The sequence below is a fragment of the Pseudomonas sp. RIT-PI-q genome, assembly GCF_001297125.1.
GTDB lineage: Bacteria > Pseudomonadota > Gammaproteobacteria > Pseudomonadales > Pseudomonadaceae > Aquipseudomonas.
Genome location: NZ_LHPC01000017.1, coordinates 160,435 through 185,533 on the forward strand (window position 1 = coordinate 160,435; position 25,099 = coordinate 185,533).

Here is a 25,099-nt window from a genome sequence, read left to right on the forward strand (position 1 = left end):
ATCAGCGGTCCACTGACAGTGTGCACGGCTGAATGTCAGGCAAAAAAAAATCCCAGGCAGCTGATGGACGCCTGGGACTTAAAAATGCATAAACCGTGGTGGTGAACGCGGGGCGAATATTACGGAATATTTCGGCGTGTAACAAGATATTTTGATTCACCATTCAGTTACTTAATCTTCTAACCTATTAAATATCCACACTATTTTTAAGGTTGACCTGCATAAACGCAAACAATCCCGTCCACGAAGCTCAGGACGGGATTGTTAGCAAGCCAGCCGATAGTCAGGCAACAGGAATCAACGGATCCGCAGAAGCCAGCGCAGATACACGGTCAGCTGCCGGTGGGTAAATCGGATGAGCGATCGTCGGGAAAAGAAAGGCAGCACCCACGAGCAGGCCAATGGCGACCCGCTCATTCAGGTGACAGATCTTTCCGGCTAGTGCTTACAAACAGTCGCGCACGGCCTTGCGCATTGCGTCTGATTTGGCCCAGGGCGGTCCCTGATACAGTGACACCCGGCTGCCATCCTTCGACTTCACGATATCCACAATTTCGTCGGCCGTGATGATGCTCGGTGCCGTGATTCTGTAACCGTTGGAAATCGCGGTCTGCGCCGTTTTGGGGATTTCCTTCTGCCACGCCGGCAGCACACACGCGGCATATTCTTTGGGCGGTTTCTCGCTGTACTTGCTGACATTCGGCTCACCTGGCACCAGTGAGGCGGGCAACGAACAACCCGCCAGCAAAGCAAGCAGTGCTCCCCCGATCAACATCCGCATAACGCTTCCTTATCCCGAAAACCGAAAATGTAGCGCGTCGCCGCCCAGACATCCATCTCAGCGAGGGGCATTAACGTCGCCGGGATCCGGATATGAGCGCTCGTTCAAATAAGTCATCCATCTTTCGTACGCTTCATGCTGCCATTGCGTGACACGCTCCCATTCCGGGCCGCTCAGTTGATGTGCAGAAATCAGTTTCATCATTTCCGTCGTGGCCGCGTCCAGATCAACCATCAGCTCATGAGCGTGAAACCGGAAGTCATCGGTAGTCGTCATTTGAAGTTGCCTCGCCCTAGCGAACATTCACTACTTCAGTACGACATCAGATCTGCGCGTGTGCGCTGATCTTTCCGACAGAAGGCACGAGCGGCGGATCAGACGAACATCACGGCCTATCCGGCGAAATGGGACTACTATTTTGTAGCAGAGATTGGCAGGAGGTCATCATGTGGCTTAACGAATCCGAAAACGAACTTCGGCGCGACCTGCAAGGCGTGGCGTCGGATCTGCGATGGTCGGCGGGAGAGCTTTTGCGCATCGCGGAGCAATTGCGCCTGGCCGGTAATGAAGTGGATGCGCAAGCAGCGATGAAGCTATGCGATTTGTTTCAGGGAGATGAAGATCGACTGAAGGGTTATGCCGAGGAAGTGAAGGCCAAGGCGATAACTCGAAACAAGGCTCACTAGCGGGAGCGCTGCCATGAACAAGCCTCTGTGCGCGCTGATCGTCGTACTGACAGCGGCGGGTGGCTGCAGCACCGACTCAAGCGTTTATCGAAACCAGCCGCTGGTCGCGAAAGTCGAGAGCGGCATGAGCAAGGAGCAAGTCCAGCAGATCGGCGGTCAGCCTCTGTCCGTGACGGATCGTACAGTGGAACCGGGCACGTGCTTTGACTACAAGCTGACCCAGGCTGGCCAGCACAAGCCATTCAACGTCAGCTTCAATGGCCGGGGCCAGGTCGACCATACCAGCTTCATGACCTGCGCGGAATGGAGTGCGACGCAGCAAAGAGCCAGAGAGCCTTCGCGCAGCGGCGGCGGTGGTTATTGACCGGCAGGGAGAACGCTTTCTCGCTCCCCCAGGCACAAAAAAGCCCCGGACATACCGAGGCTAACAAGCGGGCTCAGCCATTACTGACTGCGTGACGGTTCACTCATCCTGGCTCTGTAGGCAGGAAGGGACGCGGCATAGGCCAGTGCTTCCTCTCTGCTGCGAAAAGCCCCCAGCCGGTCACCTTTGGTGCAGACCCGCCACGGGCCGTTGTTCACGCTGAGTACGTCATAGCCGTTCATGTGCATCTTGTTCAGAATCGGAACGCTCATAGTCACCTCCATTTCGGCAGTGATATCCAGTATCGACTCGCCTACCTTACACCTACCCTTCGCCAAGGTGCAGACCAGACGTCGCGACAGGATTCTGGCATTCGATCGCACTTTTCGCCCCTCTTCCCCCTCCAACTACCCAAATAGCGCTAAAAATAGCCGGCCTGAATATTGCATTTTTATGACAATACCGTGACAAACGCCAATCAGGTAACACATGAAAGTACGCGCAACCGTTATTTGCGAGCACGACCGGCATATTCTCCTGGTGCGCAAGGCCAGGTGTCGCTGGACGCTGCCCGGCGGAAAGGTCGAGCGCGGCGAAACCATTGCTGATGCCGCCATTCGGGAGCTTCGCGAAGAAACCGGGCTGTTGGTTGACGGATTGCTGTACCTCATGGAACTGGAGTCAGGCGACACTCGGCACCACGTTTATGAGGCATCGGTGGTGAATCTGGATCAGGCACAGCCGCTGAATGAAATCTTCGATTGCGTGTGGCACCCGCTGGACACGGTACACAATCTGAAGCCCGGCGACGCCACGCTCCAGATCGTCAAAGCGTTTCGGCGTCGCTTGTAGGCGGTTCAGCCCTGGTCCCCACCACCGACGGGCATGATCATGCCGGTGATGTAGGACGCTTCGTCACTGGCCAGAAACAGAATGGCGCTCGCCTGTTCACCCAGTGTGCCGTAGCGCTTCATCAAACTGCTGTCGAGTGTCTGGTCGACGATCTGCTGATCCCAGACCTTTTCCTGCGCGCTTTGCTCGGCGCTGTTGCGCGGAATGACCCGTGGCGGCGCCTCCGTGCCACCGGGCGCAGTGGCATTGACCCGCACGCCACGACCGGCGGTTTCGAAGGCCAGGCATGCGGTCAACGCATTGACCCCGCCCTTCGCCGCGCCGTACGGCACGCGATTGACGCTGCGCGTGGCAATCGACGAAACGTTGACGATGGCGCCGCTCCCCTGCTCCAGCATAAAGGGCAGCGCGGCATGGCAGCACCACAACGTCGGGAACAGCGAACGACGGACTTCGGCTTCGATCTGCTCGGCTTCGTAGTGTTCGAACGGTTTGGTCCAGATCGCCCCGCCGACGTTGTTGACCAGCACATCCAGGCGACCAAAACGCTCGACGGCGGTTTGCATCACGCGGCTGCATTCGCTGTATTGCTCAAGATCGGCGGTCAGGGCGGGCACCCGGCTCACCGCCGACAACTCCTTTTGCACCTCGAACACCCGCTCGGAGCGGGCGACCAGGATCAACTGCGCGCCTTCCGCTGCCATGCGTTCGGCCACCCGCCGACCAATGCCTTGGGCGGCTCCGGTGATCAGCGCAACTTTGTCTTTGAATCTGTTCATACCAACCTCGTGACGGATGATTACCAGGCGAAACACGGTCCTGTGGGAGCGGGCTTGCCCGCGATGGCGGTTTGGCAGTCGACATTGATGTTGAACGTTCTGGCCTCTTCGCGGGCAAGCCCGCTCCCACAGGATTTGTCGCCAGATTCAACATTGATGTATGACGCCCCCCCACAACAGCGCGATTCAAGCCGCGCTGGCGGCAAATTTTTCGTAGTAGAAATTCGCCGGGGCGATGCCTTGCTCGCGAATGAACTGGCTGACCGCTTCGACCATCGGTGGCGGGCCGCACAGGTAGACATCGACGTCGCCCTCGTTCAAATGCTGCGGCTCGATGTGCTGGGTCACATAACCCTTGAGCGGATGCTGGCTGTCCGGATTGGCCACGCAGGCGCTGAAACTGAAGTTAGGAATCCGGGCGGCCAGTGCTTCCAGTCGATCCATTTCCACCAGGTCGAAATCGTTGGTCACGCCGTAGATCAAATGCAACGGATGCGCACTGCCCTGCTCGGCGATTTTCTCGAGCATCGCGGTGAACGGCGCCAGCCCCGTACCGCCCGCCAACAGCAACAGCGGTCGACGGATATCGCGCAGGTAGAAACTGCCCAACGGCCCGGCCAGGTTCATGCTGTCGCCAGCCTTGGCCATGCCGGTGAGGAAGCTACTCATCAAGCCGCCGGGTACGTTGCGAATCAGGAAACTGACTTCACCATCGCGCTGCAGCGAGCTGAACGAGTAAGCGCGAGTCTGCTCGCTGCCGGGAATCGCGAGGTTCACGTATTGCCCCGGCAAGAACGCCAATTTGCTCAGCGCTTCGCCCTTGATCGACAACGCGATGGTGCTGTCGGACAACTGGCGCACGGCGCTGATGGTCGCGTCGTAACTGGCCTGACGGGTGCGGCAAACCTCCGAAGACGTTGGCACGCGAACCACGCAATCACTCTTGGCGCGCATCTGGCAGGTCAGGACAAAACCTTGCTCGGCCTCTTCCGCGCTGAGTGCATCTTCGATGTACTCCTCGCCCAAGTCATAGCGGCCGGCCTCGGCGAAACACTTGCAGGTGCCGCAGGCGCCGTCGCGGCAGTCCAGCGGAATATTGATGCCCTGGCGGTAGGCGGCATCGGCCACGGTTTCGCCGGCGTTGGCGTCGATGAACCGAGTGACGCCGTCTTCAAAATTGAACGCGATCGAATGAGTCATGACGGCTGCCTCACAAGTGGTAAACATCGATGACCTGGCGAACGTAGTCGTTCTTCAGGATCACTTTCTTGGCCTTGATCAGCGGGTTCTCGCCGCGCACATCGAGGGTGTAGAAACTGCTGCCGAAATAGCTGTCGACGGTCTTGTAGCGAAAACTCAGGGTGTGCCAGTTGAAGCGCACCTTGCACAGCCCGTCGGCCTGTTCCAGCAGCTCGATGTTGCTGATGTTGTGGGAGGTGCGGGTGTCCGGAATGCTCGCGCTGGAGCGTTCGGTCTTGATCCGGAAGATGCGGTCTTCCAGGCCGGTGCGGTTGCCGTACCAGATCAGCGAGATTTCGCGTTGCGGGTCCTCGGTCAACTCGTCGTTGTCGTCCCAGGACGGCATCCAGTAGGTGGCGTCCGGCGCGTACAGCTCCAGCCAGTCGTCCCATTGCTTGTCGTCGAGGTAGCGCGCTTCGCGGTAGAGAAAATCGCGTACGGCGTCATAGGTGATGGTCATTGCACGGCCTCCACTGCAATCAGTTCGGGCTGTTCAGCGGCCAACGCCTTGAGCATCGTTTGCTGCCAATACTTGTGTTGCAGCACGAACAACCCTTCGTCTTCGGTGCGCACGCCGCTGAGCAGCGGATGCAAGTCGATTTCCTTGGCCGCTTCATCAGCGCCTTCGACCCAGTGCTCGGCGCCACGGGACATGTCGTTCCACGCGGTCACGCTGCCTTCGTAGCTGGTCTGGCAGGAGCGGAATTCTTCCAGATCATCCGGAGTGGCCATGCCGCTGACGTTGAAGAAATCCTCGTACTGACGAATCCGGCTCGAACGGGCGTGGTCGCTTTCGCCTTTGGGGGCGATGCAATAAATGGTGATTTCCGTGCGGTTGACCGAGATCGGCCGGGCGATGCGAATCTGCGAACTGAACTGGTCCATCAGGTACACGTTCGGGTACAGGCACAGGTTGCGCGAGTTCTCGATCATCCAGTCGGCGCGGGCGCGGCCGAAGTCTTGCGCCAGTTCATCGCGACGCTCGTACAGCGGACGATCCTCCGGGTTGGCCCAACGGGTCCAGAGCAGCATGTGGCCCTTGTCGAAGGAATAGAAACCACCGCCCTGCTTGGCCCAGCTGCCGGCGCTCATGGTCGGATTGCTGTCGCCGGCCTCGCGCTGCTTGCGCTGGTTCTGGGTGGCGGCGTAGTTCCAGTGCACCGAGCTGACGTGGTAACCATCGGCGCCGTTTTCAGCGGTGAGTTTCCAGTTGCCTTCGTAGATGTAGCTGGAGGAACCGCGCAGCACTTCCAGGCCATCGGCGGACTGGTCGACAATCATGTCGATGATCTTGGCCGACTCGCCGAGGTGCTCGACCAACGGCACCACATCGGCCTTCAGGCTGCCGAACAGGAAGCCGCGATAGGATTCGAACCGTGCGACTTTGGTCAGGTCGTGGGAGCCTTCGCAGTTGAAGCTCGTCGGGTAGCCGGCCGCCGCCGGGTCCTTGACCTTGAGCAGCTTGCCGGAGTTGTTGAAGGTCCAGCCGTGGAACGGGCAAGTGTAGGAGCTTTTGTTGCCGGACTTGTGCCGGCACAGCGTCGCGCCGCGGTGGCTGCAGGCGTTGAGGAAAGCGTTGAGCACACCATCCTTGTTGCGCGCGATGAAGATCGACTGGCGCCCCATGGTGGTGGTGTAGAAATCGTTGACGTTGGGGATCTGGCTTTCGTGGGCCAGGTACAGCCAGTTGCCTTCGAAGATGTGTTTCATCTCCAGGTCGAACAGTCGCGGGTCGGTAAACATCTCGCGCTTGCAGCGATAGATGCCCTGTTCTTTGTCATCTTCGAGCAGGGAGTGAAGGTATTCGGGTCGCAGGGACATGGCCGCCGCCTCCATTGTTTTTATTCAGGCAGGGCCATGCTAGGACGGGGGGATGCGGTGGACTATCCGCGGGGTGCAGACCTGTATCCGTTTACTGCAAAACCCACACCCCCCCTGTAGGAGCTGTCGAGTGAAACGAGGCTGCGATCTTTTGATGTTGTTTTTTTCAAAGCAAGATCAAGAGATCGCAGCCTCGTTTCACTCGACAGCTCCTACGAGGGCGGGGGCGGTGGTTGGGTGGTTCAGTGGCGGCGTTTGAGGGTGTCGGAGGGCAATTCGCCGAACTGTTTGCGGTAGCTGTCGGAGAACCGTCCCAGGTGGAGGAAGCCGTAATCCATCGCCACTTCGGTGACGTTGCGCACGTTGCAGGTCGGGTCGCTCAGGCAAGCGTTGATGCGTTCCAGGCGTTTCTGCCGGATATAGTTTTGCGGTGAGGCACCGGCGTTGCGCTCAAACAACCCGTACAGCGAACGCACACTCATCCGCGCCTGGCGCGCCAGTTCTTCGCTGTCGATGTCCTGCTTGAGGTTACGGGCGATGTAATCGGCAATCACCTCGAACGTGGCGGTCTGCGAGCCCAGACTGATGCGGCTGACATTGGTCTTCATCAGGCTGAGCATCTTGCTGACGATGATCTGCGTGTAATGCTCCTGCACCTTGGGCATTTGCTCAGTGGCTTCGGCTTCCTGGCAAATCATCGCCAGCAGACCAACAAAACCTTCAAGCTCGTTGAGCTGATAACGGTTCTCCAGAAACCGTACGCCCTGCCCCGGATACCGCCAGCGCTGCTCGTCGCACACAGACGTCAGCAACGGCGTGGGGATTTTCAGGATGAATTTTTCGCAGTCGTCCGAGTAGGTCAGGTCCACCGGATCGTCGGGATTGATCAGCAACAACTCGCCTGGGGCGAAGTAGTGTTCCTGACCGTGGCCGCGCCACAGGCAGTTGCCGCGCAGCAACACTTGCAGGTGATAAATGCTTTCCAGCGCGCCCGAGGTCACCCGCACGCTGGCACCGTAGCTGATGCGGCACAGGTCGAGACTGGCGAACTTGCGATGATCGAGGCTGGCCAGCGGACGGCCGGTGCGGGGCATCAGAATGCAATGATTGCCGACGTGCTGATTGACGTAGCCCGACACCGCATAGGGGTCGGCCTGGTCGAATACTCTGCTGCGCTGACTCAACAGTTGCGCTTGCATCATCGGGTCACTCTCGTTGTTGTTATCGATGGTATCGGGTCATTCTAGGTCAGTCCCTATAGCGGTGTGTCAGTGGACCGACATGTGGAAGGCTGTCAATGAACCCTGTAGGAGCGAGCCTGCTCGCGATGGACTTGAGGACACCGCGGGGCATCAGGCACCCAGCGTCATCGTTGACGTCCATCGCGAGCAGGCTCGCTCCCACAGGGGGTCGTGTGATCAGTCTTCCAGTGCGCGAACCCGCTCGTGGCGCTGCTGTTCATCGGGTTGGGCGGAGGTCTGCAAGGTGAAATCGAATTCGATTTCGGCAAACCGACCGCTCACACCATGGGCCGCGGCACGCGCTTGATCGTCGCTGAAGGTGATTTTGGCGATCAGCTCGTCACGGGTGGCGTAGGCGAAATCGTCGTGCAGGTATTGATCGCCATCAAGGTTGATCTGGGTGGTCAGGTGACGATGGTCCGGCGCGGAGATGAAGAAGTGCACGTGCGCAGGGCGTTGACCGTGACGGCCCAGTTGATCGAGCAGTTGCTGGGTCGGACCATCCGGCGGGCAGCCATAACCCGACGGCACGATGCTGCGGAAGCGATAGCGGCCTTCGGCATCAGTGACGATGCGCCGACGCAGGTTGAATTCCGATTGCGTGGTATCGAAGTACGAGTAGGTGCCGCCGGTGTTGGCGTGCCAGACATCCACCACGGCGCCAGCCAACGGTTCGCCCGCCGTGTTGAACACCCGGCCTTGCATGAACAGCGTGACGCCCGGATCGACACCGTCATCGAGACGCGCTTCGCCTTGCGACAGCGGCGCACCCGCCACGTACAGCGGCCCTTCGATGGTCCGCGGCGTGCCGCCCGCCTTGCCGGCCTGCTCGTCTTCGGCGTCCATCAGCAGGTCCAGGTAATGCTCCAGACCGAGTCCGGCTACCAACAGACCTGCTTCCTGGCGCGCGCCCAGCACGTTGAGGTAATTGACGGCTTTCCAGAATTCTTCCGGGGTGACGGCCAGGTCTTCGATGATGTTTACCGAATCACGCAGGATGCGGTAGATCAGGGCCTTGGCACGCGGGTTACCGGCATCGTTGTGCAGGCCGCTGGCCTCTTCGAGAAATTTCTGGGCACTGGCAGTGTGGGAAATCTTGACGTTCATTTTGATGGGTTCCTCATCTTGTAATTATTGGCGTAGCGAACTGAACAGGCTGGGCTCAGTGGTCATTCTCGCGAATCGAAGAAGGATGCCGGCACATCGCGTCGATCTCGATGGCCATGTACGGAAACAGCGGCAATTGCATGAGCAGGTTGTGCAGTTCCTCGACGCTGTCGACATCGAAGACGCTGTAGTTGGCATAGTGCCCGGCGATGCGCCACAGGTGACGCCACTTGCCTTGCTCTTGCAGGCGCTGGGCCAGGGCTTTCTCGTCGGCCTTCAATTTGGCCGCTGCTTCAGGATTCATGTCGACCGGCAGGTTCACGGTCATTTTTACGTGGAATAGCATGATGCACTCCTCAGACTTGATGAAGGACAGTGGATGTCTTGTCGCGACGGTAAAACGCCAGGCGTTCTTCATCCAGGCTCAAGCCCAGGCCCGGTGTTTTCGGAACGTGCAGCTCGAAATCGCGATAGACCAGCGGCTCGCTGAGAATGTCTTCGGTCAGCAGCAGCGGACCGAACAGCTCGGTGTCCCACGCCAGTTTGTTCAAGGTGATAAAGGCATGGGCCGAGGCCAGGGTGCCGATTCCACCTTCGAGCATGGTGCCGCCGTACAGGCCGATACCGGCCGCCTCGGCAATCGCGGCGGTACGCAGCACGGCACGTGGGCCGCCGTTTTTGGCGATCTTCAGGGCGAACACTGACGCCGCGCCATCCCGCGCCAGATTAAAGGCATCCTCAACGCATTCAATGGATTCATCGGCCATGATCGGCGCCGGGCTCATGGCATTCAAGCGCACCATGCCCGAGCGGTTGTTGCGCGAGATCGGCTGCTCGATCAAGTCGATGCCGTTGGTTCCGAGGATCCGGCAGGCACGCAATGCGACGGCTTCATCCCAGGCCTGATTGACATCGACCCGCACGCTGGCGCGGTCGCCCAGGGCTTTCTTGATCGCAATGACATGCGCCAAGTCGCGATTGACTTCACCGGCACCGATTTTCAGTTTGAAGATCCGGTGGCGGCGCAGGTCGAGCATTTTTTCCGCTTCGGCAATGTCCTTGTCGGTATCGCCACTGGCCAAGGTCCAGGCCACCGGCAGCGCGTCGCGAACACGGCCGCCGAGCAATTCGCTGACCGGCAGGCCAAGGCGTTTGCCCTGGGCGTCGAGCAAGGCGGTTTCGATACCTGATTTGGCGAAAGTGTTGCCACGAATGCTGCGTTCCAGGCGCAACATCGCGGCATTCACGTTGGCGCTGTCCTGGCCCAGCAGCAGCGGCGCGAAGTGGCGGTCGATGTTGGTCTTGATGCTGTCAGGGCTTTCGTTGCCGTACGCCAGGCCACCGATGGTGGTGGATTCGCCGATGCCTTCGATGCCGTCGGCGCAGCGCACACGAATGATCACCAGGGTCTGGTTCTGCATGGTGTGCATCGCCAGTTTGTGCGGGCGGATGGTCGGCAGATCGACGATGATCGTCTCGATCGATTCAATGGCTGTTGCAAGCATGGCGATACCCGTCAGGTTCTTAAAGTTCTGGAACCGATTCTGGTACGGCTTTTTTCGCGACGCCAATATAGAATTGGTCTGACTTGATACCTTAAAGGTATGCAACCGATTAGCGTCTGGAGGCCTCATGGAACTGCGTCACCTGCGTTACTTTCAGGTGTTGGCTCAAACCCTCAATTTCACCCGCGCCGCCGAACTGCTGCACATTGCCCAGCCGCCGCTGAGCCGGCAGATCCAGCAGTTGGAGGACGAGCTTGGGGTGTTGTTGCTGGAACGCGGGCGACCATTGAAGCTGACCGACGCCGGGCGGTTTTTCCATGAACACTCCACCGCCCTGCTCGAACAACTGAACAAGGTCTGCGACAACACGCGGCGGATCGGTCTGGGTGAAAAGACCTGGCTGGGTATCGGTTTTGCGCCGTCGACACTCTACGGCGTGCTGCCGGAACTGATTCGCCGCTTGCGCAGTGGCGAGCCGCTGGAGCTTGAACTGGGGCTCTCGGAAATGACCACGCTGCAACAGGTGCAGGCGCTCAAGGCCGGGCGCATTGATATCGGCTTCGGCCGAATCCGCATCGACGACCCGGCGATCATCCAGACCGTCCTCACCGAAGACCGGCTGGTCGCCGCCCTGCCCGCTGGCCATCCGTTGTTGGCCGGGCCGATCAGCCTTCGTCAACTGGCGAAGGAACCTTTCGTGCTGTACCCCGGCAACCCGCGCCCCAGCTACGCCGACCATGTGATCGCACTGTTCGAATCCTATGGCGTGAGCATCCATGTGGCGCAATGGACCAACGAGTTGCAAACCGCCATCGGTTTGGTGGGAGCAGGCATCGGCGTCACGTTGGTGCCGGCTTCGGTGCAATTGCTGCACCGCGACGACATTGGCTTCACCCCGCTGCTGGAAGACAACGCCACCTCACCAATCATCCTCAGCCGGCGGGTGGGCGATGTGTCGCCGGGGTTGAATCACTGCTTGCGAATGATTGACGAACTGCAACCACAGACCTGAATTGCAACGCGAACTGTAGCAGCTGGCGAAGCCTGCGTTCGGCTGCGAAGCAGTCGTGAAATCAGGCACTGCGGTGACTCAGGAAGACCGCGTTAACCGGGTTTACGACTGCTGCGCAGCCGAACGCAGCCTTCGGCAGCTGCTACATGGGTCTTCGTGTCGGGCAAGCTACTGTGGGTTCAGTGGGCATTCTTGTCCCAGAACCAGTTCCAGATGCCCGGCAATTCAACCGCTTCGGAGCTGTCCTTGACGGTGCGTGCCATGGCCGCGCGTTGCAGCTCGGCGGTGTCATCGTAAAACGGCTTTTGTGCGGTTTTCACGCCCGTTGCCTGAGCGCTGTCGAGGAGGATTTGCAGGTATTCCCGGGTATGCCGGGCGGTGTAGCGATTGAGGTCGTGGAAGGTCACCACCACCGGAATCACCCCGTCCACCACCGGCAGTTCGCCCAGGGCGATGCGTTCGCGCACTTCGGACATTGTGCGCAGGAAGTGCGCCCGGCGCCGGGGGCTGGCGTTGAAGCCCCAGATCTTGCCGTCATTGGCGCTCAGGTCGGTGAGCAGCACATGCAGGCCATGTTGCTGGTACGCGGCGAAGGTCCGTTTGTCGTAGTTCCAGAATGGCGGGCGCAGCAGCGTCGTTGGCACGCCGGTGATTGCGGCAATGTCAGCGCTGCCTTTGCTCAATGCCTGTTCCAGCTCTTCCGGGCTCAGGGAGCGGTGATTGGTGTGCGAGTGGGTGGCCGTGTGGAAAGCCAGGATCTGCCCTTCCGCGTGTTCACGGCGCATGACCTCGCGACCGATGTCGCTGTCGCCGGCCCGTGGCGCACCGGTCTGCACGAAGAACACCGCTTTGATGTTCGGTTGCACCGGGTTAGTGGCCAGGCTGTCGAGCACCGTCATCGTCGGGTTCCAGAAACTTGACGCACTGGGACCGTCGTCGAAAGTCAGCAGGAAACGGATCGGTGGCTGCGCGCGCAGACGCTGTTCGGTTTGCGGCGTCATGTCGATGGGAGCAGCGATGCAGCCCACCAGCCCGACGGCAATGGCGACTAAAGATAGAATCTTGAACAGCTGTTTCATGGTGTGCCTTGGGCCAGACTGTTGCGCGCGCACAGATGTGCGGGCGCAGGTTGGATCAGGGTACACAGTGTTTGGTTCCAGCGCTGCCCGCGTTAGGGTTACTCGGTAAAGGACTGCCGGAATGAGCGGTCGATAATCGGCGCAGTGGCCAATTCAGCCCTACACCGACAGTCAACAGACTGTTTTCCCGCGCACATGATCCGCTGCAACCGGTCTGGGATTTTCTCAGTTCCCCGAGACCAGTTTGAGTCCGATGACCCCGGCCAGAATGACCAGCAGGCAGATGATTCTCAGCGGTGTGGTCGCATCGCCCAGCAACGCCATGCCCACAATGGCAGTGCCTGCCGCGCCGATTCCGGTCCAGACCGCGTAGGCCGTTCCGACCGGTAACGTACGAAGCGAAAGTGAAAGCAGAAAGACACTCGACAACCCGGTGGCGGCCGCCAACAGCCCGGGGGTCAAGCGGGTGAAACCTTCAGAGCCCTTCATGAAGAAGGCGAAGGCGATTTCGAGAATGCCAGCGATGCCAAGCAGTGCCCATGCCATAGGTAAAAGTCCTGTTTGATTGGCTCAACGAAACGAGCGCCCGCCAATAGTCAGGCGCTCGTTGAAGGGGTAAGAATCAGGCTTTTTCAGCGGCCGCAGGTTTCGAGCGGAACGTCACGCCGAGGCGATTGAAGGCGTTCATCAAGCTGATCCCGTAGGTGAGGTCCGCGAGTTCCTTGTCGCTGAATTCAGCAGCGGCGGCCGCGTAATCGGCATCGGGAACACCGGTTTCGCCGACGCGGGTGACGGTTTCCGCCCAGGACAGCGCTACGCGTTCGCGGTGAGTGAAGACGTTGCCGGCGTCGTGCCATACCGGCACCAACACCAGCTTATCGACTGCCACACCGAGTTTGAGCAAGTCACGAGAATGCATGTCGATGCAAAAGGCGCAGCCATTGATCTGCGAAACCCGCAGGTACACCAGATCGATCAGTTCTGCGGACAAACCGCAATTCTGCAGATAGACGTACACACCGCCGAAAGCTTTGTAACCTTCCGGTGCAGCGCTGGCGTAGTTAAGACGATTGCTCATGGTGAATCCTTATGTTTGCTGTTTGGAGGACGCTATGGTGCGACTGCTTGGCCTATGTTAGAAGGTCCATGATCTATCTTGAGTTCTAGGCCATGACTAAACCCGTCAGCAGCTTTTCGCCCCTCGATCCCTCCTCCACTGAACCGATCTACCGGCAAATCTACTGGCGGTTTCGCGGTGCGATTACCGACGGAGTGCTCACCCCAGGCGACCGTATTCCAGCGGCACGAGCGCTGGCCAAGGAACTCGGGTTGGCGCGAGGAACCATCGATACCGCGTATTCACTGCTGACCGCCGAGGGCTACATCCAGTCGCGTGGCCAGGCCGGCACGGTCGTGGCGCCGGGGATCAACGCCAGGGCTCCCGCAACGCCCAGCAAACACACCTTCAACCCGGCGAAAAATGCTTCCGTCAGGAACAAGGCACCGGTCCTGCCCTTTCAAATGGCCTTGCCCGCGCTGGACGCCTTTCCGAGAAAGATCTGGGCGCAAATCGGCGCGCGTTGCGTGCGTGCCACGCGGATCCCGGACATGGCCAATCCATCGGTCTATGGCCTGGAATCGTTGCGCACTGCGATCGCCACCTATCTACAGGTCGCACGCGGTATCACCTGTTCACCCGCTCAGGTGTTCATCACCTCGGGATACCGCAACACCCTGGCGCTGATCGCTCACGCCCTGCTCAAACCCGGTGACCGCGTACTCGTCGAAGACCCGGGATACCCGCCCACCCGCGAATTGCTCGAACATCTACAGATTCAGGTGGCCCCCGTTGCCGTGGACCAGGACGGCATGCAAGTTGCGCAAGGTGTGAACAGCGCGCCGAACGCCCGCGCCGCCGTCGTCACGCCGGCCCATCAAAGCCCGCTGAGCGTGTCTCTTTCATTGCCGCGACGCCTGGAACTGCTGGAGTGGGCGAGCCGCGAGCAAGCGTGGATTGTCGAAGACGACTACGACGGCGAGTACCGCTACATCAGCCGTCCGCTGCCCGCGCTCAAGAGCCTGGATCGCGACGGGCGAGTGCTCTACGCCGGCACCTTCAGCAAGGTGCTGTTTCCCGGCATCCGCCTCGCTTACCTGGTGGTGCCCGAGGCGCAGGTCGAGCGCTTCGAACACGTCAGCCAGACTTTTTTGGGCGGTTGCCCGGAACTCACCCAGGCCATCGTCGCCACGTTTCTGACCGAGGGCCATTTCGCTCGCCATATCCAGCGCATGCGCAAACTCTACGGCGAACGCCGGGAGGCAACCGCAAGAGGGCTGAAGAAAGCCTTGGGCGAGCACATCCGCATTGATGCGCAGCCCGGCGGCATGCACCTGATTTTGCGACTGACGGATCAGCAGTCCGACCGCGCACTGGTAGAACGCCTGCGTGAAGCCGGCATTTATGCAGAAGCCCTGTCTGGCTGGAGCATCGGTGCCGAGACGCACTCCGCGCTGATGCTCGGATTCGCCAACATCGACTCGCAAGACACCGCCGAACAACTGGGAAAACGCATCCTGGCGCTGATGTAAAACCGATCATGGCCCATTACAACACCCATTTCTTGGACCTTTTTCACTGATCCAAGAGACCGCATCATGCAGATCCTGTTTACCCAAGCGCTACAAAGGATCCGTCATGAGCAGTGCAATCATGAACACCCACGTACTGCGTCACGCCGAAACCGAGGCTGAAGTGCGGGCGTGTTTTTCGGTCATGGAGCCACTTCGGCCACACCTGCACGACGAGGCGGATTTCACCGCCAGAGTCAGTCGGATGCGTGCAGAAAACTACCACCTGCTGGCGGTTTGGCACGGCCCGAACGCCGTTGCACTGGCGGGCTACCGGTTCCAGGAAAATTTGCTGTATGGGCGTTTTCTCTACGTCGATGACCTGGTTGTCAGCCCGGCGCATCGTCGCGAGCAATGGGGCGCACGCTTGCTCGAAGAGCTGCAGACCATCGCGCGTACCTCGGACTGTCGGCAACTGGTGCTGGACACCGCGTTGTCGAACGCTCACGCGCAGCGCTTCTATTTCCGTCACGGATTACTGACGAGTGCCATGCGTTTCTACAAAGTTCTGGAGGCGAACCCGACATGAAAATCCTGCGCGTGATTTGCAGCCCACGAGGCTCATCCTCCGAGAGTTATCGGCTCTCGCAAACCATCATCAACCACTTGATCATCAGCCATCGCGGCAGCGATTTCATCATTGCCGAGCGCGGTGTTGGCGGACTTGCGCATGTCGACGCCGACTATGCGGCGGCGGTCAGCAAGCGCCGGGACTCATCCAGCGCGGTCGTCACCACTGGCGCCTTGCTTCAGTCCGAGCGATTGATTCGAGAGCTTGAGAGCGCGGATTACGTGGTGATTGCCACCCCGATGCATAACATGACGATCCCTTCAGCGTTGAAAGCCTGGCTCGATCATGTGATTCAAGCAGACCGAACGTTCCGGATTACCCCGCAAGGCAAAATCGCTTTGCTGCGCGATCGTCCGGTTTTCGTCGCGGTGTCCTCGGGTGGGACGTTCTCCACCGACAACGCGTCGCAACCCGACTTCCTGAGGCCCTACTTGAAGGCGGCGCTGGCGACGATCGGATTGTTGAACGTGAAGTTCTTCTCGGTTGAAGGCACCGCGCAAAAACCAGACGCCTTGAGCGCCACGCGAGAAAGGACGGAACGAGAAACGGCGTTGTACTTTTCGAAGCCGTTGCAGGCGACCGTTTAAAACATTCAATCCTCAGCACAATCGACCGGGAAAATCCGATGCCCACGCCCCTTCCACTGCGCAGTATTGCTGTGTTCTCCGGCTCCAACTATGGCTTCAACCCCGCGTATGTCGAAGGCGCCAAGGCGCTGGGCCGGGAAATTGCCAAGCGTGGCTTGCGGCTGGTCTACGGCGGCACCGACAAAGGCTTGATGGGCGTGATGGCCGATACCGTGCTCGCCGAGGGCGGTGAAGTCGTCGGCATCATTACCCGTCTGTTGTTCGACCTCGGGCATCTTCATCCGGGACTGACCCGGCATGAAGTGACGCAAGACATGCGCAGCCGAAAGACCCGCATGAGCGACTGCGCCGATGCGTTCATTGCCCTGCCTGGCGGCCTGGGAACCTTTGAAGAGTTGTTTGAAGTGGCGACATTGACGCAACTGGGCGAACACCACAAAGCCGTCGCCTGCCTGAACATCGGTGAGTTCTTCAACCCGGTTCGCAGCCTGCTCAACCATGCGGTGACGGAAGGCTTCATGAAAACCGAGCACAGCGAGATGCTGATTTTCAACACCGACCCGTGTGCGCTGATCGATGCACTGGAACAGTGGCAGGCGCCGACCGTCACAAAATGGATCGGCCCCGCGGGGGCGTGAACACGTTTTCGGGCCTTGGCGATGCTGCTCCCAAAAATTGTCGCCAGGGCCCTTTTTTATTGCTGAGCTTCATCCACCGGCACCTGCAACCCCACTTTGACGTTGCTCATCGACACCAGCGTCTTGAAGCGCTTGACGTTGTTGTTCTCGAAAAACAACTCACGCGTCAGCTCGGTGTACTGCTCCATGTTGCGCACCGCCAGCACCAACACAAAGTCCCACTCCCCGGCCACGTAGTAACACTGCTGCACCTGCGGGCAGTTGGCGAAGCTGCGCTTCATCGCATCAAGCAAATCCAGACGCTCACTCTCCACTTCCACCTGGGCGACGATGGTCAGCGGATAGCCAAGCTTTTCCTGATCCACCAGCGCCACCGTGCCTTTGATAAAACCCTCACGGGTGAGGCGTTTGAGGCGGCGATTGACCGCGGCAGAAGACAGATTGACCCGTTCGCCCAGCTCGCTTTGGGACAGGCCGGCATCTTGCTGGACGTGCGCGATCAGTTGCAGGTCGAAGGCATCGAGGCTCATGTGAAGGGGCTCGCAATAAAATTGATCTGAACCGCGATATTAAGTAATGAACGTACGGTTTGTGCACCTAATTCAATAAAAAAGCGGGGTTACGTGAGATAAAATTTCACTACGACACCCGAACCCTGGAACCGACGATGCTGATTGCCAACCCCAACGCCAGCCGTACCGCCTATCCCGAAAACCTCAAGGCGATCCTGAACATTCAGGCAGCCGTTGAAAGCCGCGCCTGGCTGGCGCACTGGAACGCGCTCAACCCGTCTGGCACACCGCTGTTCAACCTGCCTGACCTGGCCGCGAACCTGGGGGTCGCCGAACTATTGGTCAAAGATGAGTCGAGCCGTTCGGAATTGGGCAGTTTCAAAGCCCTGGGTGCACCGATCGCACTGGTGCGGCTAATCCTGCGGCGGTTCCCCGAACAACGCTTCGAACCTCAGGGCCTGCTGACGGGGGAGTATCGCGATGCCCTCGCCGACTTCACGGTGATCAGCGCCACCGACGGCAACCATGGCCGTGCGCTCGCTGCGGCGGCGCACAGCATCGGTTGCCCCTGTGTGATCGTGCTGCATGCCAACGTCAGCCGCGAACGGGAACAGGCTATCGCCGCCTATGGCGCGCAGATTGTGCGGGTGCCCGGCAACTACGACGAATCGGTGGAAGAAGCCGCCGCGCTGGCCATCAAGCATCACTGGCAGGTGGTGTCTGATACTTCCTACGAGGGCTACGAAGAGATTCCCCGGGACGTGATGCAAGGCTACGGCACCCTTGCCGCGGAAATCATTGAGCAGCTGGATGGCCGGACCTTCACCCACGTGTTCCTGCAAGGTGGCGTCGGTGGCCTGGCGGCGGGCCTCGCCAGTTATTTCTGGGAGCTGTATGGGCCAGCACGGCCAGCAATGATCGTCGTCGAACCGCAGCAAGCCGATTGCCTGCTGCAAAGCGCCCTCAGCGGCCACGCGGCAAAAACCCAAGGTTCGGTGGACTCGGTGATGGCGGGACTGGCCTGCGGTGAAACCTCGCCACTGGCGTGGAAATTCCTGCACGGCAGCATCGATCACTTCATGACGATTGAGGATCAGGACGCGGTCAACGCCATGCGCGTATTGGCGGCGGGCAGTGAGCGGGACATTCCGCTGATTGCCGGTGAATCGGCGGTGGCCGGGCTCGCAGGATTGATCCAGTTGCTCAAGTCGCCACACCACGCCGCTGAAGTCGGTATCGATGAACACGCTCGGGTTTTGTTGATCAGCACCGAAGGCGCCACCGCCCCTGCGGTGTACAGCGAACTGGTCGGTGAGAGCGCTCAATCCGTGCTGCAACGCCAGCAACGCTGGTCATTCCAGCAGCGAAACCAGACGCGGCTCAATTGAGCTTTCAAGCACCTCAAGCAGCGCCAGCGTCACCGGTAGCTTGAAGCGCCGCCGCCCGGCGCTGCCGGGATTGAGGTAGAGCTGATCACCACGCCATTCAATGCGCGGCTTGTGCGAATGGCCGGTGATCACCAGTTTTATGTCGGCATCGAGCACTTCCGGGACATCGGCGATGTCATGCACCAGCAGAGTCTGCCATCCGTTGAGATCGAACCGTAGAAGGTCGGCGAGAGGTTCTGCCCAAGGGGCGCCGAGGTCGTTGTTCCCGCGTACTACGTGCAGCGGGGCGATAGATTGCAGTTGATCGAGAATGTCGAGGCTGCCGATGTCTCCCGCATGAATGATCCGTTCACACCCCTGCAGAGCCGCACAGGCTTCGGCGCGAAGCAAACCATGGGTATCGGAAATCACGCCAATTTTCATGCAAGGCTCCCGTTCAGGCTATTGATTCGCAACACAGTGTAATGTCCGAGCGGACATTTCCAATACCTCCTTCAGCCATGCACTCAATACTGGTTTTATGGGTCGGGAAGCGACTCAACGGCGGTGGTTCCAGTGCGCTTTTGCATTTGAATGCGACAGATCCTGCTTCAGGGACTCCCACATCAGGCACTCGCAGTGTTAGTTTTGGAATGTTTTCTGATTAAACGATCAGATATTTCTCACAAACCGCCTGCAAAGGAATGCCCCCGACAATGGTTTTTTCACTCAAGCACCTGGCTGCGAGCTCACTGATGCTCGCCAGTCTGTCGTCGTTCACCACCGCTGCACACGCCAACATCACCCCGCAACAGAGCGCGATTATCCTCAAGACGGTCAATGATGCATCGGTCACGGATTTCAGGCAGTTCCTGGGACGCCTGACCAAGAGCGACGTCGCCAAAACCGATGACCTCGGCCCGGCGATCAGTGCCTTCCTCGACAACAAGACGCTTTCCCCTGAGCAACAAAACGAAATCCATCGCCTGCTTGGCCTCTATGCACGGGTGAAATACGGCAGCGCGGCCACCGAAACCTTGCGTGAGCTGGTGGCCATCCCGACCATGCGCGTGGAGGGCGTTGCCCAGCACGAGAATCCTGAATTCATCAAGATCGCCGACAAGATCAAGGGCCTTGCCGAGGCTTTCAACCTGAACTTTCGCAACATCGACAACCGTGTCTATGAAATCTCCCTCGAAGGCACTGGCGATGAAGTCGTGGGCATTCACGCCCATGCCGATGTGGTGCCTGTGACGCCGGAGAACTGGGTGCTGAAGGATGGCACCCGGCTCGATCCGTTCAAGGTCACGCTGGTCGGCGACCGCATGTATGGCCGGGGCACCGAGGATGACAAGAATGGCATCGTGGTAGCGCTCTACGCGATGAAGGTCATTAAAGAAGAGAAGCTGCCGCTGGCCAGAAACTTCAAGCTGCTGGTAGACACCACCGAGGAAACCACGGGCGACGCCATCCCCTACTACTTCGAACGCAACCCGACCCCCAACTACAACCTGGCGCTGGATGGCGGCTACCCGGTGGTGATCGCCGAAAAAGGCTACGGCACGGTCATGGCCAGCTTTGCCAAGCGCAAGGCCGAAGGCAAAGGCGCGCAAATCACCTCGATGACCGGCGGTTTGGCCACTAACCAGATTCCGTCGACATCGGTCGCCACACTGGTGACAGACAAACCCGCCGAACTGGCCGCCAGTCTGCAAAAGGCCGGTGCCGAGTACGCCAAGCGCAATGGCGGCAACTTCGAGATCACCGCCAAGGTCGCCGGCAAGGACGTCAAACTGACGGTCACCGGCGTTTCCGCCCACTCCTCCGAACCCGAGTCCGGCGTCAACCCGGTGGCCAGGATGCTGGACTTCATCAATGGCCTCGGCGGCAAGGTCGCACTCAAGCACAACCAGTTCACGGACGCGGCCCGCTACGCCGCCGACAACTGGGGCCTGGATTATCTGGGTGGCAAATTGGGCGTTGGGTTTTCCGATGAATTCATGGGCCCGCTGACCACTTCCCTGACCTATGTCGGGGTGGATGACAAAGCCTTCAAACTCGCGGTCAACCTGCGCGTGCCGAAGGGCAAGTCCCCGGAAACGCTGAAAGCCGAAATCGCCGGCAAGCTGGAGGCCTGGAGCAAGAAGACTCACATTGCACCGGCCTTCGACTACTCGATCGCCGAACCGATGTACCGCAACCCCGAGGGAGAATGGGTCAAGGCCCTGCTCGCCGTGGCCAGCGAAAACCTCGGCATGCAGCACACATTCGGCACCTCCGCCGGCGCCACGTCGGTGCATGAGTTGCCCAACGGCGTGCAGTTCGGCCTGGCGATGCCGGACGTCAAATACACGGGTCACAACGACAACGAGTTCAAGACCACCGAACAGTTCCTGCTGGACTTGCAGATCGTCACCGAGATGATGGGGCGCATCGGGCAGTTGCCGAAACTCTGACCCACCGTTCGGACCTGTGCTGAGGCGGCTTGCTGCCTCAGCACACATCTTCGTCTCCAGGCCTGGTGCCCTCACGGCAGAAACCGCCCCACTCGCAGGCGATGCTGAATGATCTGGCACACGCTTCCTGCACGCGGTGCAACCTTGAGAAATCGGGGTGACATCTGACAGGTGTTGAAGTTGATCGCTGCTACCATTAATGGACGGCATCGAAGCTGAGGTCTGCGGCTGGCAAAGTCGGCTATCACCTCCCTGGCGTTGATCCATTCATTTCAAGCCTGCCTGCTCACAGGGAGGGTGCGATGCGTATTCTTTTGTTTTACGCAATGTCGGCTGCACTGTTTTTGAGCGGATCCGGGTGCCTGGCGCAAACCGCGGATGCGACCGCCCCGGTGAACGCTGCCGAGACAGCGCCCGTCACGGCTGCGGCCAAGGATGCCGTGTTTACCCAGGAGCAGCTGGATCAAATGCTGGCTCCCATCGCGCTGTATCCCGACCCGCTGCTGGCTCAAGTATTGATGGCTACCACCTACCCCGGGGAAGTCGCCGAGGCAGTCACCTGGTCTAAAGCTCACCCGAACGCCAAGGGCGATGAGGCGGTCAAACAAGTGGCGAGCCAGCCCTGGGACCCGAGCGTGCAGGCACTGGTCGCCTTTCCGCAGGTCTTGGTCACGCTGGGGCAGGATCCCGTCTGGGTACAACGCCTGGGTGATGCCTTCCTGGCACAGCCCGACGATCTCATGGACGGCGTGCAACGCTTGCGCCGCCAGGCACAAGCCGCAGGCAACCTGCAGAGCAACCAGTATCAGAACGTGACGATCCAGAACGTTGCGGCACCGGCACCGGCACCGCCACCGGCACCCGCGCCCACTGCAGCGGCCCCTGCCCCTTCCCCCGCTCCTGCCAGCAGCGCCTCCACCATCATCATTCAGCCCGCCGATCCGCAGGTGGTGTACGTCCCCAGTTATAACCCGACAACCACCTATGGCACCTGGCCCTATCCTGCCTCGCCTCCCGCGTACTACCCACCGCCGCCCGCCTATTACCCCGGTTCGGCATTGCTGGCCGGACTGGCGTTCGGTACAGGTGTGGCGATCGTTGGCTCGTTATGGGGTAACTGTGACTGGGGCAATAACGACATCGACATCGACGTCAATCGCTACAACAACATCAATCGCAACAACCAGATCACCAACAATCAGAACAAGTGGCAGCACAACGCCGTTCACCGCGATGGCGTTCCCTATCGAGACGGCAGGAGCCGCGAACAGTTCGGCCGACAATTGAACGGTGCCAATCAGCGTGAGGCCTATCGGGGCGACAATGCGCAACGCGCCCAGGCGCGTGAAAAAGCCCGTAGTTCAATGGACAAACACGGGATCGAACGACCTGCCACCAGCAACCGTCAAGCCCGCGATCAAGCGCGCAAAGCGCAGTCCGATGCCTCGATCGGCAATCGGATGCAAGCCGGTGCGGACAGACCGAGGGCGTCTGACAGGGCTCAGGGTACGGCCAGAAACACTCGGGAGAGTCAGCAGCCCAGGAGAGAGACCGCTCAGGCGAACCCGCGCGGACAGGACCATTCGCAGGCGCGCCAGGCTGCACAAAATCGACCGTCCGCCAGTGCCGGCAGTGCCCGCAACAACGCCTTCGCCGGTGCACGCTCACCGTCCCAGAGCAACGCACAAGCCATGCGAGGCCGGGCCAGCCAGATATCCGCCCAACGCCCCAGTGCCGCACGATCAGCCGGGCATCAGATCAGTCGGCCGTCCATGCCGGCGCGTTCAAGGGGAGGCCGTCGGTGAAAAACTCTCTTCGAATCAAGGCACTCTTGGGCTTCCTGGCGATAACGGCCGGCGTGGCATGGTCGTGCATGGCCACGGCACAGGAGGAGTTTCCAACACCGGAAAAGGCCGCTGCGGCGTTCGTCGAGGCACTGGGTACGGAACACGCCGATCAGGCACGCCTGACAGAGCTGCTAGGCAAAGACTGGCGCACTTACATTCCGCGCGAAGGCGTGCAGCGCAGTGATGTCGATGCGTTTTTGAAGCAGTACCACGAACAGCACCAGATTGAAAAGCCCAACGCGCGCAAGGCGCTGCTGTCAGTCGGCAGCGACCACTGGACACTGCCGATACCCATGACAAAAAGTGCGAACGGTTGGCGCTTCGACATCAAGGCCGGTAGCGTCGAAATCCGTGCCCGTCGCATCGGCCGCAACGAACTCGCCGCGGTGCAATCGGCGCTGACCTACCACGACGCCCAGATGGACTATGCGTCAGTGGATCGTAACGGCGACGGCGCACTCGAATATGCGCGGAAATTTTTCAGCACTCCCGGCAAACACGACGGCCTCTATTGGGCGCAGGACGATAGCGATCAGATCAGCCCGTTGGGGCCGCTGTTCGGTAAAGCCATCAACGACGAAGACTGGCATGGTTACCACTTCCGCATCCTTGATGGCCAAGGTCCTTCGGCACCGGGCGGCGCCTACAGCTACCTCATCGGCGACAAGATGACCCGAGGCTTTGCACTGATCGCCTGGCCGTCAAAATACGACGACACCGGGGTGATGAGTTTCATGATCAGTCATGAAGGCCAGGTGTTCGAGAAAGACTTGGGACCCGATGGCGAAAAACTGGCGAAGTCGATGAAGCGCTTTGATCCGGATGCCAGTTGGCAGGAAGTGGCTGACGATCAAGCCCCGTCCAAACCCTGATGCACGCGACCCGGCCAGCCTCCGAACGGGGTGCTACTTGCGGCTTGTAACGTACGACTCACGCAGGTCGCTGGCCCAACCATCGAGCACTGCCTTGACGTTATCGGCGGTCATCACCTGCTTGTCGTTGTCCAGCGGCACGCCCGTGCCCTTACGGACCACTTCAGCGACGACAGCCCCGGTCGCACCATCCTGGAATGACACTTCGGTAGCGATTTCACTGTCCTGATCGCGGATGCCGGTGGCAGTGCTCACGCCGGCCGCGACCAACGTGACCGGCAGCCATTCATAAAACCGCAACCCCTGGGTACGGGTGGCGACCCGGGTAATGGCAGGCTTGACAATCAACGTGTTCGGACCGGGCCTGGAAACCACCGGCACCACTTTTGCCAGTTCGTGCCTGAGGGCCGCGTCGTAGTAAGCGGTCACGTTGGAGAGCGTACTTTGTGGAATCCTCTCGGTCGGTTCGGCTCTTGGGTAAAACTGACTCGGCTGCACATAGATTTGCGTATAACGGCCACTGTTCAATGCGGGGCTGACCCAGCTCAACACGGTCTGACCTGAGGGCGCCTGCCGCTCCTTCAGTAGGCTGTAGTCATGCAGAAACCCGGTATACATCTCGGGTTCGACTTTTTTGCTGCTGCATGCCGACAAGCTCAGGGTGGCTGCAAACAACAGCGACAGTGAGCGAAAGCTTCTCATTAAAACGATTCCTTATTTTGCTCGATGGCCTGCGCTGTTCAGGCGGGGCCGTGGATTTTCGGAGTATTTTCCGAGCACTCGATGCGCAACTGGCCATGGGTCATGATCCAGTGGATGAATTCGGCAGTCGCAATAGAGTGGATGTATTCCACCCAATCGGCGCAGTCCGGGCTGTAGCGCTCGAAGTAACGGCGGACAACGATCTGGCTCCGATCGCTGGCCAGCCCCAGGGACGTTTCCTGGAAAATGATCGGCGTATCGAGCCCTGGTGCTGCGGTGCGTTGGGTCAGGATCAGGGGACGTACAGTGTCGCGTCCCTCGACGGTATACCTGCTGCTCATAACCTTCATGGAAGCCCCGTTGAATGGAAGGCTCGCAGGGTGCCCGACGGTTTTTGCCCGAGGATGTCCGATTGATGTCTATCGGGAAGAAATGTTGCTCGATTGAAATAAA

Annotated in this window: 30 protein-coding genes; 12 read left to right on the forward strand and 18 right to left on the reverse strand. The window is 59.7% G+C overall.

The features are described from left to right. Nucleotides 1-445 precede the first annotated feature (445 nt). Nucleotides 446-781 carry a hypothetical protein gene (locus AEQ67_RS04610; RefSeq protein ID WP_059402708.1) on the reverse strand — a complete coding sequence of 112 codons (336 nt, stop codon included), beginning with the start codon at nucleotides 779-781 and terminating at the stop codon, nucleotides 446-448. Nucleotides 782-838: 57 nt separating this feature from the next. Then, nucleotides 839-1,057: a hypothetical protein gene (locus AEQ67_RS04615; RefSeq protein WP_059402924.1), complete on the reverse strand. Its 219-nt coding sequence runs from the start codon at nucleotides 1,055-1,057 to the stop codon at nucleotides 839-841. Between the two features lie 170 nt (nucleotides 1,058-1,227). Here AEQ67_RS04615 and AEQ67_RS04620 point away from each other — a divergent pair, with 170 nt between their 5' ends. Next, nucleotides 1,228-1,467, forward strand: coding sequence for a hypothetical protein (locus tag AEQ67_RS04620; protein WP_059402709.1), 240 nt, complete (start codon nucleotides 1,228-1,230; stop codon nucleotides 1,465-1,467). Between the two features lie 13 nt (nucleotides 1,468-1,480). Then, the gene (gene osmE, locus AEQ67_RS04625; RefSeq protein ID WP_059402710.1) at nucleotides 1,481-1,831 is read left to right on the forward strand and encodes an osmotically-inducible lipoprotein OsmE; all 351 of its coding nucleotides are present in this window, start codon (nucleotides 1,481-1,483) and stop codon (nucleotides 1,829-1,831) included. 80 nt (nucleotides 1,832-1,911) lie between these two features. Here the strand turns inward: osmE and AEQ67_RS04630 are convergent, their stop codons facing one another. Next, nucleotides 1,912-2,103 carry an SPOR domain-containing protein gene (locus tag AEQ67_RS04630; RefSeq protein ID WP_059402711.1) on the reverse strand — a complete coding sequence of 64 codons (192 nt, stop codon included), beginning with the start codon at nucleotides 2,101-2,103 and terminating at the stop codon, nucleotides 1,912-1,914. 217 nt (nucleotides 2,104-2,320) lie between these two features. Between AEQ67_RS04630 and AEQ67_RS04635 the strand changes: the two genes are divergently transcribed. After that, nucleotides 2,321-2,683 (forward strand): NUDIX hydrolase, encoded by a 363-nt coding sequence (locus AEQ67_RS04635; protein ID WP_059402712.1) that lies wholly within the window; start codon nucleotides 2,321-2,323, stop codon nucleotides 2,681-2,683. A gap of 5 nt (nucleotides 2,684-2,688) precedes the next feature. On the opposite strand, the gene AEQ67_RS04640 is transcribed toward AEQ67_RS04635, so the two are convergent. The 8 genes from AEQ67_RS04640 to AEQ67_RS04675 form a co-directional block, all read right to left on the reverse strand. Further along, nucleotides 2,689-3,462 carry a 1,6-dihydroxycyclohexa-2,4-diene-1-carboxylate dehydrogenase gene (locus AEQ67_RS04640; protein WP_059402713.1) on the reverse strand — a complete coding sequence of 258 codons (774 nt, stop codon included), beginning with the start codon at nucleotides 3,460-3,462 and terminating at the stop codon, nucleotides 2,689-2,691. 186 nt (nucleotides 3,463-3,648) lie between these two features. Next, the gene (benC, locus tag AEQ67_RS04645; RefSeq protein ID WP_059402714.1) at nucleotides 3,649-4,662 is read right to left on the reverse strand and encodes a benzoate 1,2-dioxygenase electron transfer component BenC; all 1,014 of its coding nucleotides are present in this window, start codon (nucleotides 4,660-4,662) and stop codon (nucleotides 3,649-3,651) included. A gap of 10 nt (nucleotides 4,663-4,672) precedes the next feature. Then, complete coding sequence (benB, locus tag AEQ67_RS04650; protein WP_059402715.1) at nucleotides 4,673-5,161, reverse strand: benzoate 1,2-dioxygenase small subunit; 489 nt, start codon at nucleotides 5,159-5,161, stop codon at nucleotides 4,673-4,675. Further along, nucleotides 5,158-6,522: a benzoate 1,2-dioxygenase large subunit gene (gene benA / locus AEQ67_RS04655; protein ID WP_059402716.1), complete on the reverse strand. Its 1,365-nt coding sequence runs from the start codon at nucleotides 6,520-6,522 to the stop codon at nucleotides 5,158-5,160. Before benA ends, benB begins: the two co-directional genes overlap by 4 nt. Nucleotides 6,523-6,764: 242 nt before the next feature. Next, a complete protein-coding gene (locus AEQ67_RS04660) occupies nucleotides 6,765-7,724 on the reverse strand; it encodes an AraC family transcriptional regulator (protein ID WP_059402717.1) in 960 nt (319 codons plus the stop codon). A 216-nt stretch (nucleotides 7,725-7,940) separates the two neighbouring features. After that, the gene (catA, locus tag AEQ67_RS04665) at nucleotides 7,941-8,870 is read right to left on the reverse strand and encodes a catechol 1,2-dioxygenase (protein WP_059402718.1); all 930 of its coding nucleotides are present in this window, start codon (nucleotides 8,868-8,870) and stop codon (nucleotides 7,941-7,943) included. A gap of 55 nt (nucleotides 8,871-8,925) precedes the next feature. Continuing rightward, complete coding sequence (catC, locus tag AEQ67_RS04670) at nucleotides 8,926-9,216, reverse strand: muconolactone Delta-isomerase (protein ID WP_059402719.1); 291 nt, start codon at nucleotides 9,214-9,216, stop codon at nucleotides 8,926-8,928. A 10-nt stretch (nucleotides 9,217-9,226) separates the two neighbouring features. Then, the gene (locus tag AEQ67_RS04675) at nucleotides 9,227-10,375 is read right to left on the reverse strand and encodes a muconate cycloisomerase family protein (protein ID WP_059402720.1); all 1,149 of its coding nucleotides are present in this window, start codon (nucleotides 10,373-10,375) and stop codon (nucleotides 9,227-9,229) included. 127 nt (nucleotides 10,376-10,502) lie between these two features. Between AEQ67_RS04675 and AEQ67_RS04680 the strand changes: the two genes are divergently transcribed. Next, entirely contained in the window at nucleotides 10,503-11,387 is an 885-nt protein-coding gene (locus tag AEQ67_RS04680) for a LysR family transcriptional regulator (protein ID WP_059402721.1), read from the forward strand. A gap of 179 nt (nucleotides 11,388-11,566) precedes the next feature. Here the strand turns inward: AEQ67_RS04680 and AEQ67_RS04685 are convergent, their stop codons facing one another. The 3 genes from AEQ67_RS04685 to AEQ67_RS04695 all read right to left on the reverse strand — a co-directional run bounded on the left by AEQ67_RS04685 (nucleotide 11,567) and on the right by AEQ67_RS04695 (nucleotide 13,544). Next, the gene (locus tag AEQ67_RS04685) at nucleotides 11,567-12,466 is read right to left on the reverse strand and encodes a polysaccharide deacetylase family protein (RefSeq protein WP_059402722.1); all 900 of its coding nucleotides are present in this window, start codon (nucleotides 12,464-12,466) and stop codon (nucleotides 11,567-11,569) included. A gap of 225 nt (nucleotides 12,467-12,691) precedes the next feature. Next, the gene (locus tag AEQ67_RS04690) at nucleotides 12,692-13,012 is read right to left on the reverse strand and encodes a DMT family transporter (protein WP_059402723.1); all 321 of its coding nucleotides are present in this window, start codon (nucleotides 13,010-13,012) and stop codon (nucleotides 12,692-12,694) included. A gap of 76 nt (nucleotides 13,013-13,088) precedes the next feature. Then, nucleotides 13,089-13,544, reverse strand: coding sequence for a carboxymuconolactone decarboxylase family protein (locus AEQ67_RS04695; protein ID WP_059402724.1), 456 nt, complete (start codon nucleotides 13,542-13,544; stop codon nucleotides 13,089-13,091). Nucleotides 13,545-13,636: 92 nt separating this feature from the next. Here AEQ67_RS04695 and pdxR point away from each other — a divergent pair, with 92 nt between their 5' ends. From pdxR to AEQ67_RS04715, 4 genes are all read left to right on the forward strand, one after another. After that, on the forward strand, nucleotides 13,637-15,055 hold the full coding sequence (gene pdxR / locus AEQ67_RS04700; protein ID WP_059402725.1) for a MocR-like pyridoxine biosynthesis transcription factor PdxR: 1,419 nt from the start codon (nucleotides 13,637-13,639) through the stop codon (nucleotides 15,053-15,055). Between the two features lie 106 nt (nucleotides 15,056-15,161). Then, the gene (locus AEQ67_RS04705) at nucleotides 15,162-15,623 is read left to right on the forward strand and encodes a GNAT family N-acetyltransferase (RefSeq protein WP_236710272.1); all 462 of its coding nucleotides are present in this window, start codon (nucleotides 15,162-15,164) and stop codon (nucleotides 15,621-15,623) included. Next, nucleotides 15,620-16,252 carry an FMN-dependent NADH-azoreductase gene (locus AEQ67_RS04710; RefSeq protein ID WP_059402726.1) on the forward strand — a complete coding sequence of 211 codons (633 nt, stop codon included), beginning with the start codon at nucleotides 15,620-15,622 and terminating at the stop codon, nucleotides 16,250-16,252. The genes AEQ67_RS04705 and AEQ67_RS04710 overlap by 4 nt, the downstream gene beginning before the upstream one ends. Nucleotides 16,253-16,290: 38 nt before the next feature. Further along, nucleotides 16,291-16,890, forward strand: a complete 600-nt coding sequence (locus AEQ67_RS04715) for a TIGR00730 family Rossman fold protein (RefSeq protein WP_059402727.1) — start codon at nucleotides 16,291-16,293, stop codon at nucleotides 16,888-16,890. Nucleotides 16,891-16,946: 56 nt separating this feature from the next. On the opposite strand, the gene AEQ67_RS04720 is transcribed toward AEQ67_RS04715, so the two are convergent. Next, on the reverse strand, nucleotides 16,947-17,420 hold the full coding sequence (locus AEQ67_RS04720) for an Lrp/AsnC family transcriptional regulator (protein WP_059402728.1): 474 nt from the start codon (nucleotides 17,418-17,420) through the stop codon (nucleotides 16,947-16,949). Between the two features lie 137 nt (nucleotides 17,421-17,557). Here AEQ67_RS04720 and AEQ67_RS04725 point away from each other — a divergent pair, with 137 nt between their 5' ends. Continuing rightward, nucleotides 17,558-18,790 (forward strand): diaminopropionate ammonia-lyase, encoded by a 1,233-nt coding sequence (locus AEQ67_RS04725; RefSeq protein ID WP_059402729.1) that lies wholly within the window; start codon nucleotides 17,558-17,560, stop codon nucleotides 18,788-18,790. On the opposite strand, the gene AEQ67_RS04730 is transcribed toward AEQ67_RS04725, so the two are convergent. Beyond that, nucleotides 18,755-19,213, reverse strand: a complete 459-nt coding sequence (locus tag AEQ67_RS04730) for a metallophosphoesterase family protein (RefSeq protein WP_059402730.1) — start codon at nucleotides 19,211-19,213, stop codon at nucleotides 18,755-18,757. The genes AEQ67_RS04725 and AEQ67_RS04730 overlap by 36 nt on opposite strands. 272 nt (nucleotides 19,214-19,485) lie before the next feature. On the opposite strand from AEQ67_RS04730, the gene AEQ67_RS04735 reads away from it, so the two are divergent. The 3 genes from AEQ67_RS04735 to AEQ67_RS04745 all read left to right on the forward strand — a co-directional run bounded on the left by AEQ67_RS04735 (nucleotide 19,486) and on the right by AEQ67_RS04745 (nucleotide 23,944). Then, on the forward strand, nucleotides 19,486-21,225 hold the full coding sequence (locus tag AEQ67_RS04735; protein WP_059402731.1) for a dipeptidase: 1,740 nt from the start codon (nucleotides 19,486-19,488) through the stop codon (nucleotides 21,223-21,225). Nucleotides 21,226-21,527: 302 nt separating this feature from the next. Further along, nucleotides 21,528-23,030, forward strand: a complete 1,503-nt coding sequence (locus AEQ67_RS04740) for a DUF3300 domain-containing protein (RefSeq protein ID WP_059402732.1) — start codon at nucleotides 21,528-21,530, stop codon at nucleotides 23,028-23,030. A gap of 68 nt (nucleotides 23,031-23,098) precedes the next feature. Further along, complete coding sequence (locus AEQ67_RS04745; RefSeq protein ID WP_082377778.1) at nucleotides 23,099-23,944, forward strand: DUF2950 domain-containing protein; 846 nt, start codon at nucleotides 23,099-23,101, stop codon at nucleotides 23,942-23,944. A 33-nt stretch (nucleotides 23,945-23,977) separates the two neighbouring features. Here the strand turns inward: AEQ67_RS04745 and AEQ67_RS04750 are convergent, their stop codons facing one another. After that, nucleotides 23,978-24,646, reverse strand: coding sequence for a DUF3313 domain-containing protein (locus AEQ67_RS04750; protein ID WP_059402733.1), 669 nt, complete (start codon nucleotides 24,644-24,646; stop codon nucleotides 23,978-23,980). A gap of 38 nt (nucleotides 24,647-24,684) precedes the next feature. Further along, nucleotides 24,685-24,987 carry a hypothetical protein gene (locus AEQ67_RS04755; RefSeq protein ID WP_442965625.1) on the reverse strand — a complete coding sequence of 101 codons (303 nt, stop codon included), beginning with the start codon at nucleotides 24,985-24,987 and terminating at the stop codon, nucleotides 24,685-24,687. Nucleotides 24,988-25,099 lie beyond the last annotated feature (112 nt).

Coding starts and splice junctions, on each gene's coding strand:
- AEQ67_RS04620 (WP_059402709.1), top strand. CDS start 1,228: ATGTGGCTTAACGAATCCGAAAACGAACTTCGGCGCGACCTGCAAGGC.
- catC (WP_059402719.1), bottom strand. CDS start 9,216: ATGCTATTCCACGTAAAAATGACCGTGAACCTGCCGGTCGACATGAAT.
- AEQ67_RS04735 (WP_059402731.1), top strand. CDS start 19,486: ATGGTTTTTTCACTCAAGCACCTGGCTGCGAGCTCACTGATGCTCGCC.
- AEQ67_RS04755 (WP_442965625.1), bottom strand. CDS start 24,987: ATGAGCAGCAGGTATACCGTCGAGGGACGCGACACTGTACGTCCCCTG.
- AEQ67_RS04635 (WP_059402712.1), top strand. CDS start 2,321: ATGAAAGTACGCGCAACCGTTATTTGCGAGCACGACCGGCATATTCTC.
- pdxR (WP_059402725.1), top strand. CDS start 13,637: ATGACTAAACCCGTCAGCAGCTTTTCGCCCCTCGATCCCTCCTCCACT.
- AEQ67_RS04660 (WP_059402717.1), bottom strand. CDS start 7,724: ATGATGCAAGCGCAACTGTTGAGTCAGCGCAGCAGAGTATTCGACCAG.
- AEQ67_RS04750 (WP_059402733.1), bottom strand. CDS start 24,646: ATGAGAAGCTTTCGCTCACTGTCGCTGTTGTTTGCAGCCACCCTGAGC.
- AEQ67_RS04730 (WP_059402730.1), bottom strand. CDS start 19,213: ATGAAAATTGGCGTGATTTCCGATACCCATGGTTTGCTTCGCGCCGAA.
- osmE (WP_059402710.1), top strand. CDS start 1,481: ATGAACAAGCCTCTGTGCGCGCTGATCGTCGTACTGACAGCGGCGGGT.
- AEQ67_RS04690 (WP_059402723.1), bottom strand. CDS start 13,012: ATGGCATGGGCACTGCTTGGCATCGCTGGCATTCTCGAAATCGCCTTC.
- AEQ67_RS04710 (WP_059402726.1), top strand. CDS start 15,620: ATGAAAATCCTGCGCGTGATTTGCAGCCCACGAGGCTCATCCTCCGAG.
- AEQ67_RS04695 (WP_059402724.1), bottom strand. CDS start 13,544: ATGAGCAATCGTCTTAACTACGCCAGCGCTGCACCGGAAGGTTACAAA.
- AEQ67_RS04610 (WP_059402708.1), bottom strand. CDS start 781: ATGCGGATGTTGATCGGGGGAGCACTGCTTGCTTTGCTGGCGGGTTGT.
- AEQ67_RS04685 (WP_059402722.1), bottom strand. CDS start 12,466: ATGAAACAGCTGTTCAAGATTCTATCTTTAGTCGCCATTGCCGTCGGG.
- AEQ67_RS04640 (WP_059402713.1), bottom strand. CDS start 3,462: ATGAACAGATTCAAAGACAAAGTTGCGCTGATCACCGGAGCCGCCCAA.
- AEQ67_RS04725 (WP_059402729.1), top strand. CDS start 17,558: ATGCTGATTGCCAACCCCAACGCCAGCCGTACCGCCTATCCCGAAAAC.
- catA (WP_059402718.1), bottom strand. CDS start 8,870: ATGAACGTCAAGATTTCCCACACTGCCAGTGCCCAGAAATTTCTCGAA.
- AEQ67_RS04615 (WP_059402924.1), bottom strand. CDS start 1,057: ATGACGACTACCGATGACTTCCGGTTTCACGCTCATGAGCTGATGGTT.
- AEQ67_RS04705 (WP_236710272.1), top strand. CDS start 15,162: ATGAGCAGTGCAATCATGAACACCCACGTACTGCGTCACGCCGAAACC.
- AEQ67_RS04740 (WP_059402732.1), top strand. CDS start 21,528: ATGCGTATTCTTTTGTTTTACGCAATGTCGGCTGCACTGTTTTTGAGC.
- AEQ67_RS04745 (WP_082377778.1), top strand. CDS start 23,099: ATGGCCACGGCACAGGAGGAGTTTCCAACACCGGAAAAGGCCGCTGCG.
- benB (WP_059402715.1), bottom strand. CDS start 5,161: ATGACCATCACCTATGACGCCGTACGCGATTTTCTCTACCGCGAAGCG.
- AEQ67_RS04680 (WP_059402721.1), top strand. CDS start 10,503: ATGGAACTGCGTCACCTGCGTTACTTTCAGGTGTTGGCTCAAACCCTC.
- AEQ67_RS04630 (WP_059402711.1), bottom strand. CDS start 2,103: ATGAGCGTTCCGATTCTGAACAAGATGCACATGAACGGCTATGACGTA.
- AEQ67_RS04720 (WP_059402728.1), bottom strand. CDS start 17,420: ATGAGCCTCGATGCCTTCGACCTGCAACTGATCGCGCACGTCCAGCAA.
- benC (WP_059402714.1), bottom strand. CDS start 4,662: ATGACTCATTCGATCGCGTTCAATTTTGAAGACGGCGTCACTCGGTTC.
- AEQ67_RS04715 (WP_059402727.1), top strand. CDS start 16,291: ATGCCCACGCCCCTTCCACTGCGCAGTATTGCTGTGTTCTCCGGCTCC.
- benA (WP_059402716.1), bottom strand. CDS start 6,522: ATGTCCCTGCGACCCGAATACCTTCACTCCCTGCTCGAAGATGACAAA.
- AEQ67_RS04675 (WP_059402720.1), bottom strand. CDS start 10,375: ATGCTTGCAACAGCCATTGAATCGATCGAGACGATCATCGTCGATCTG.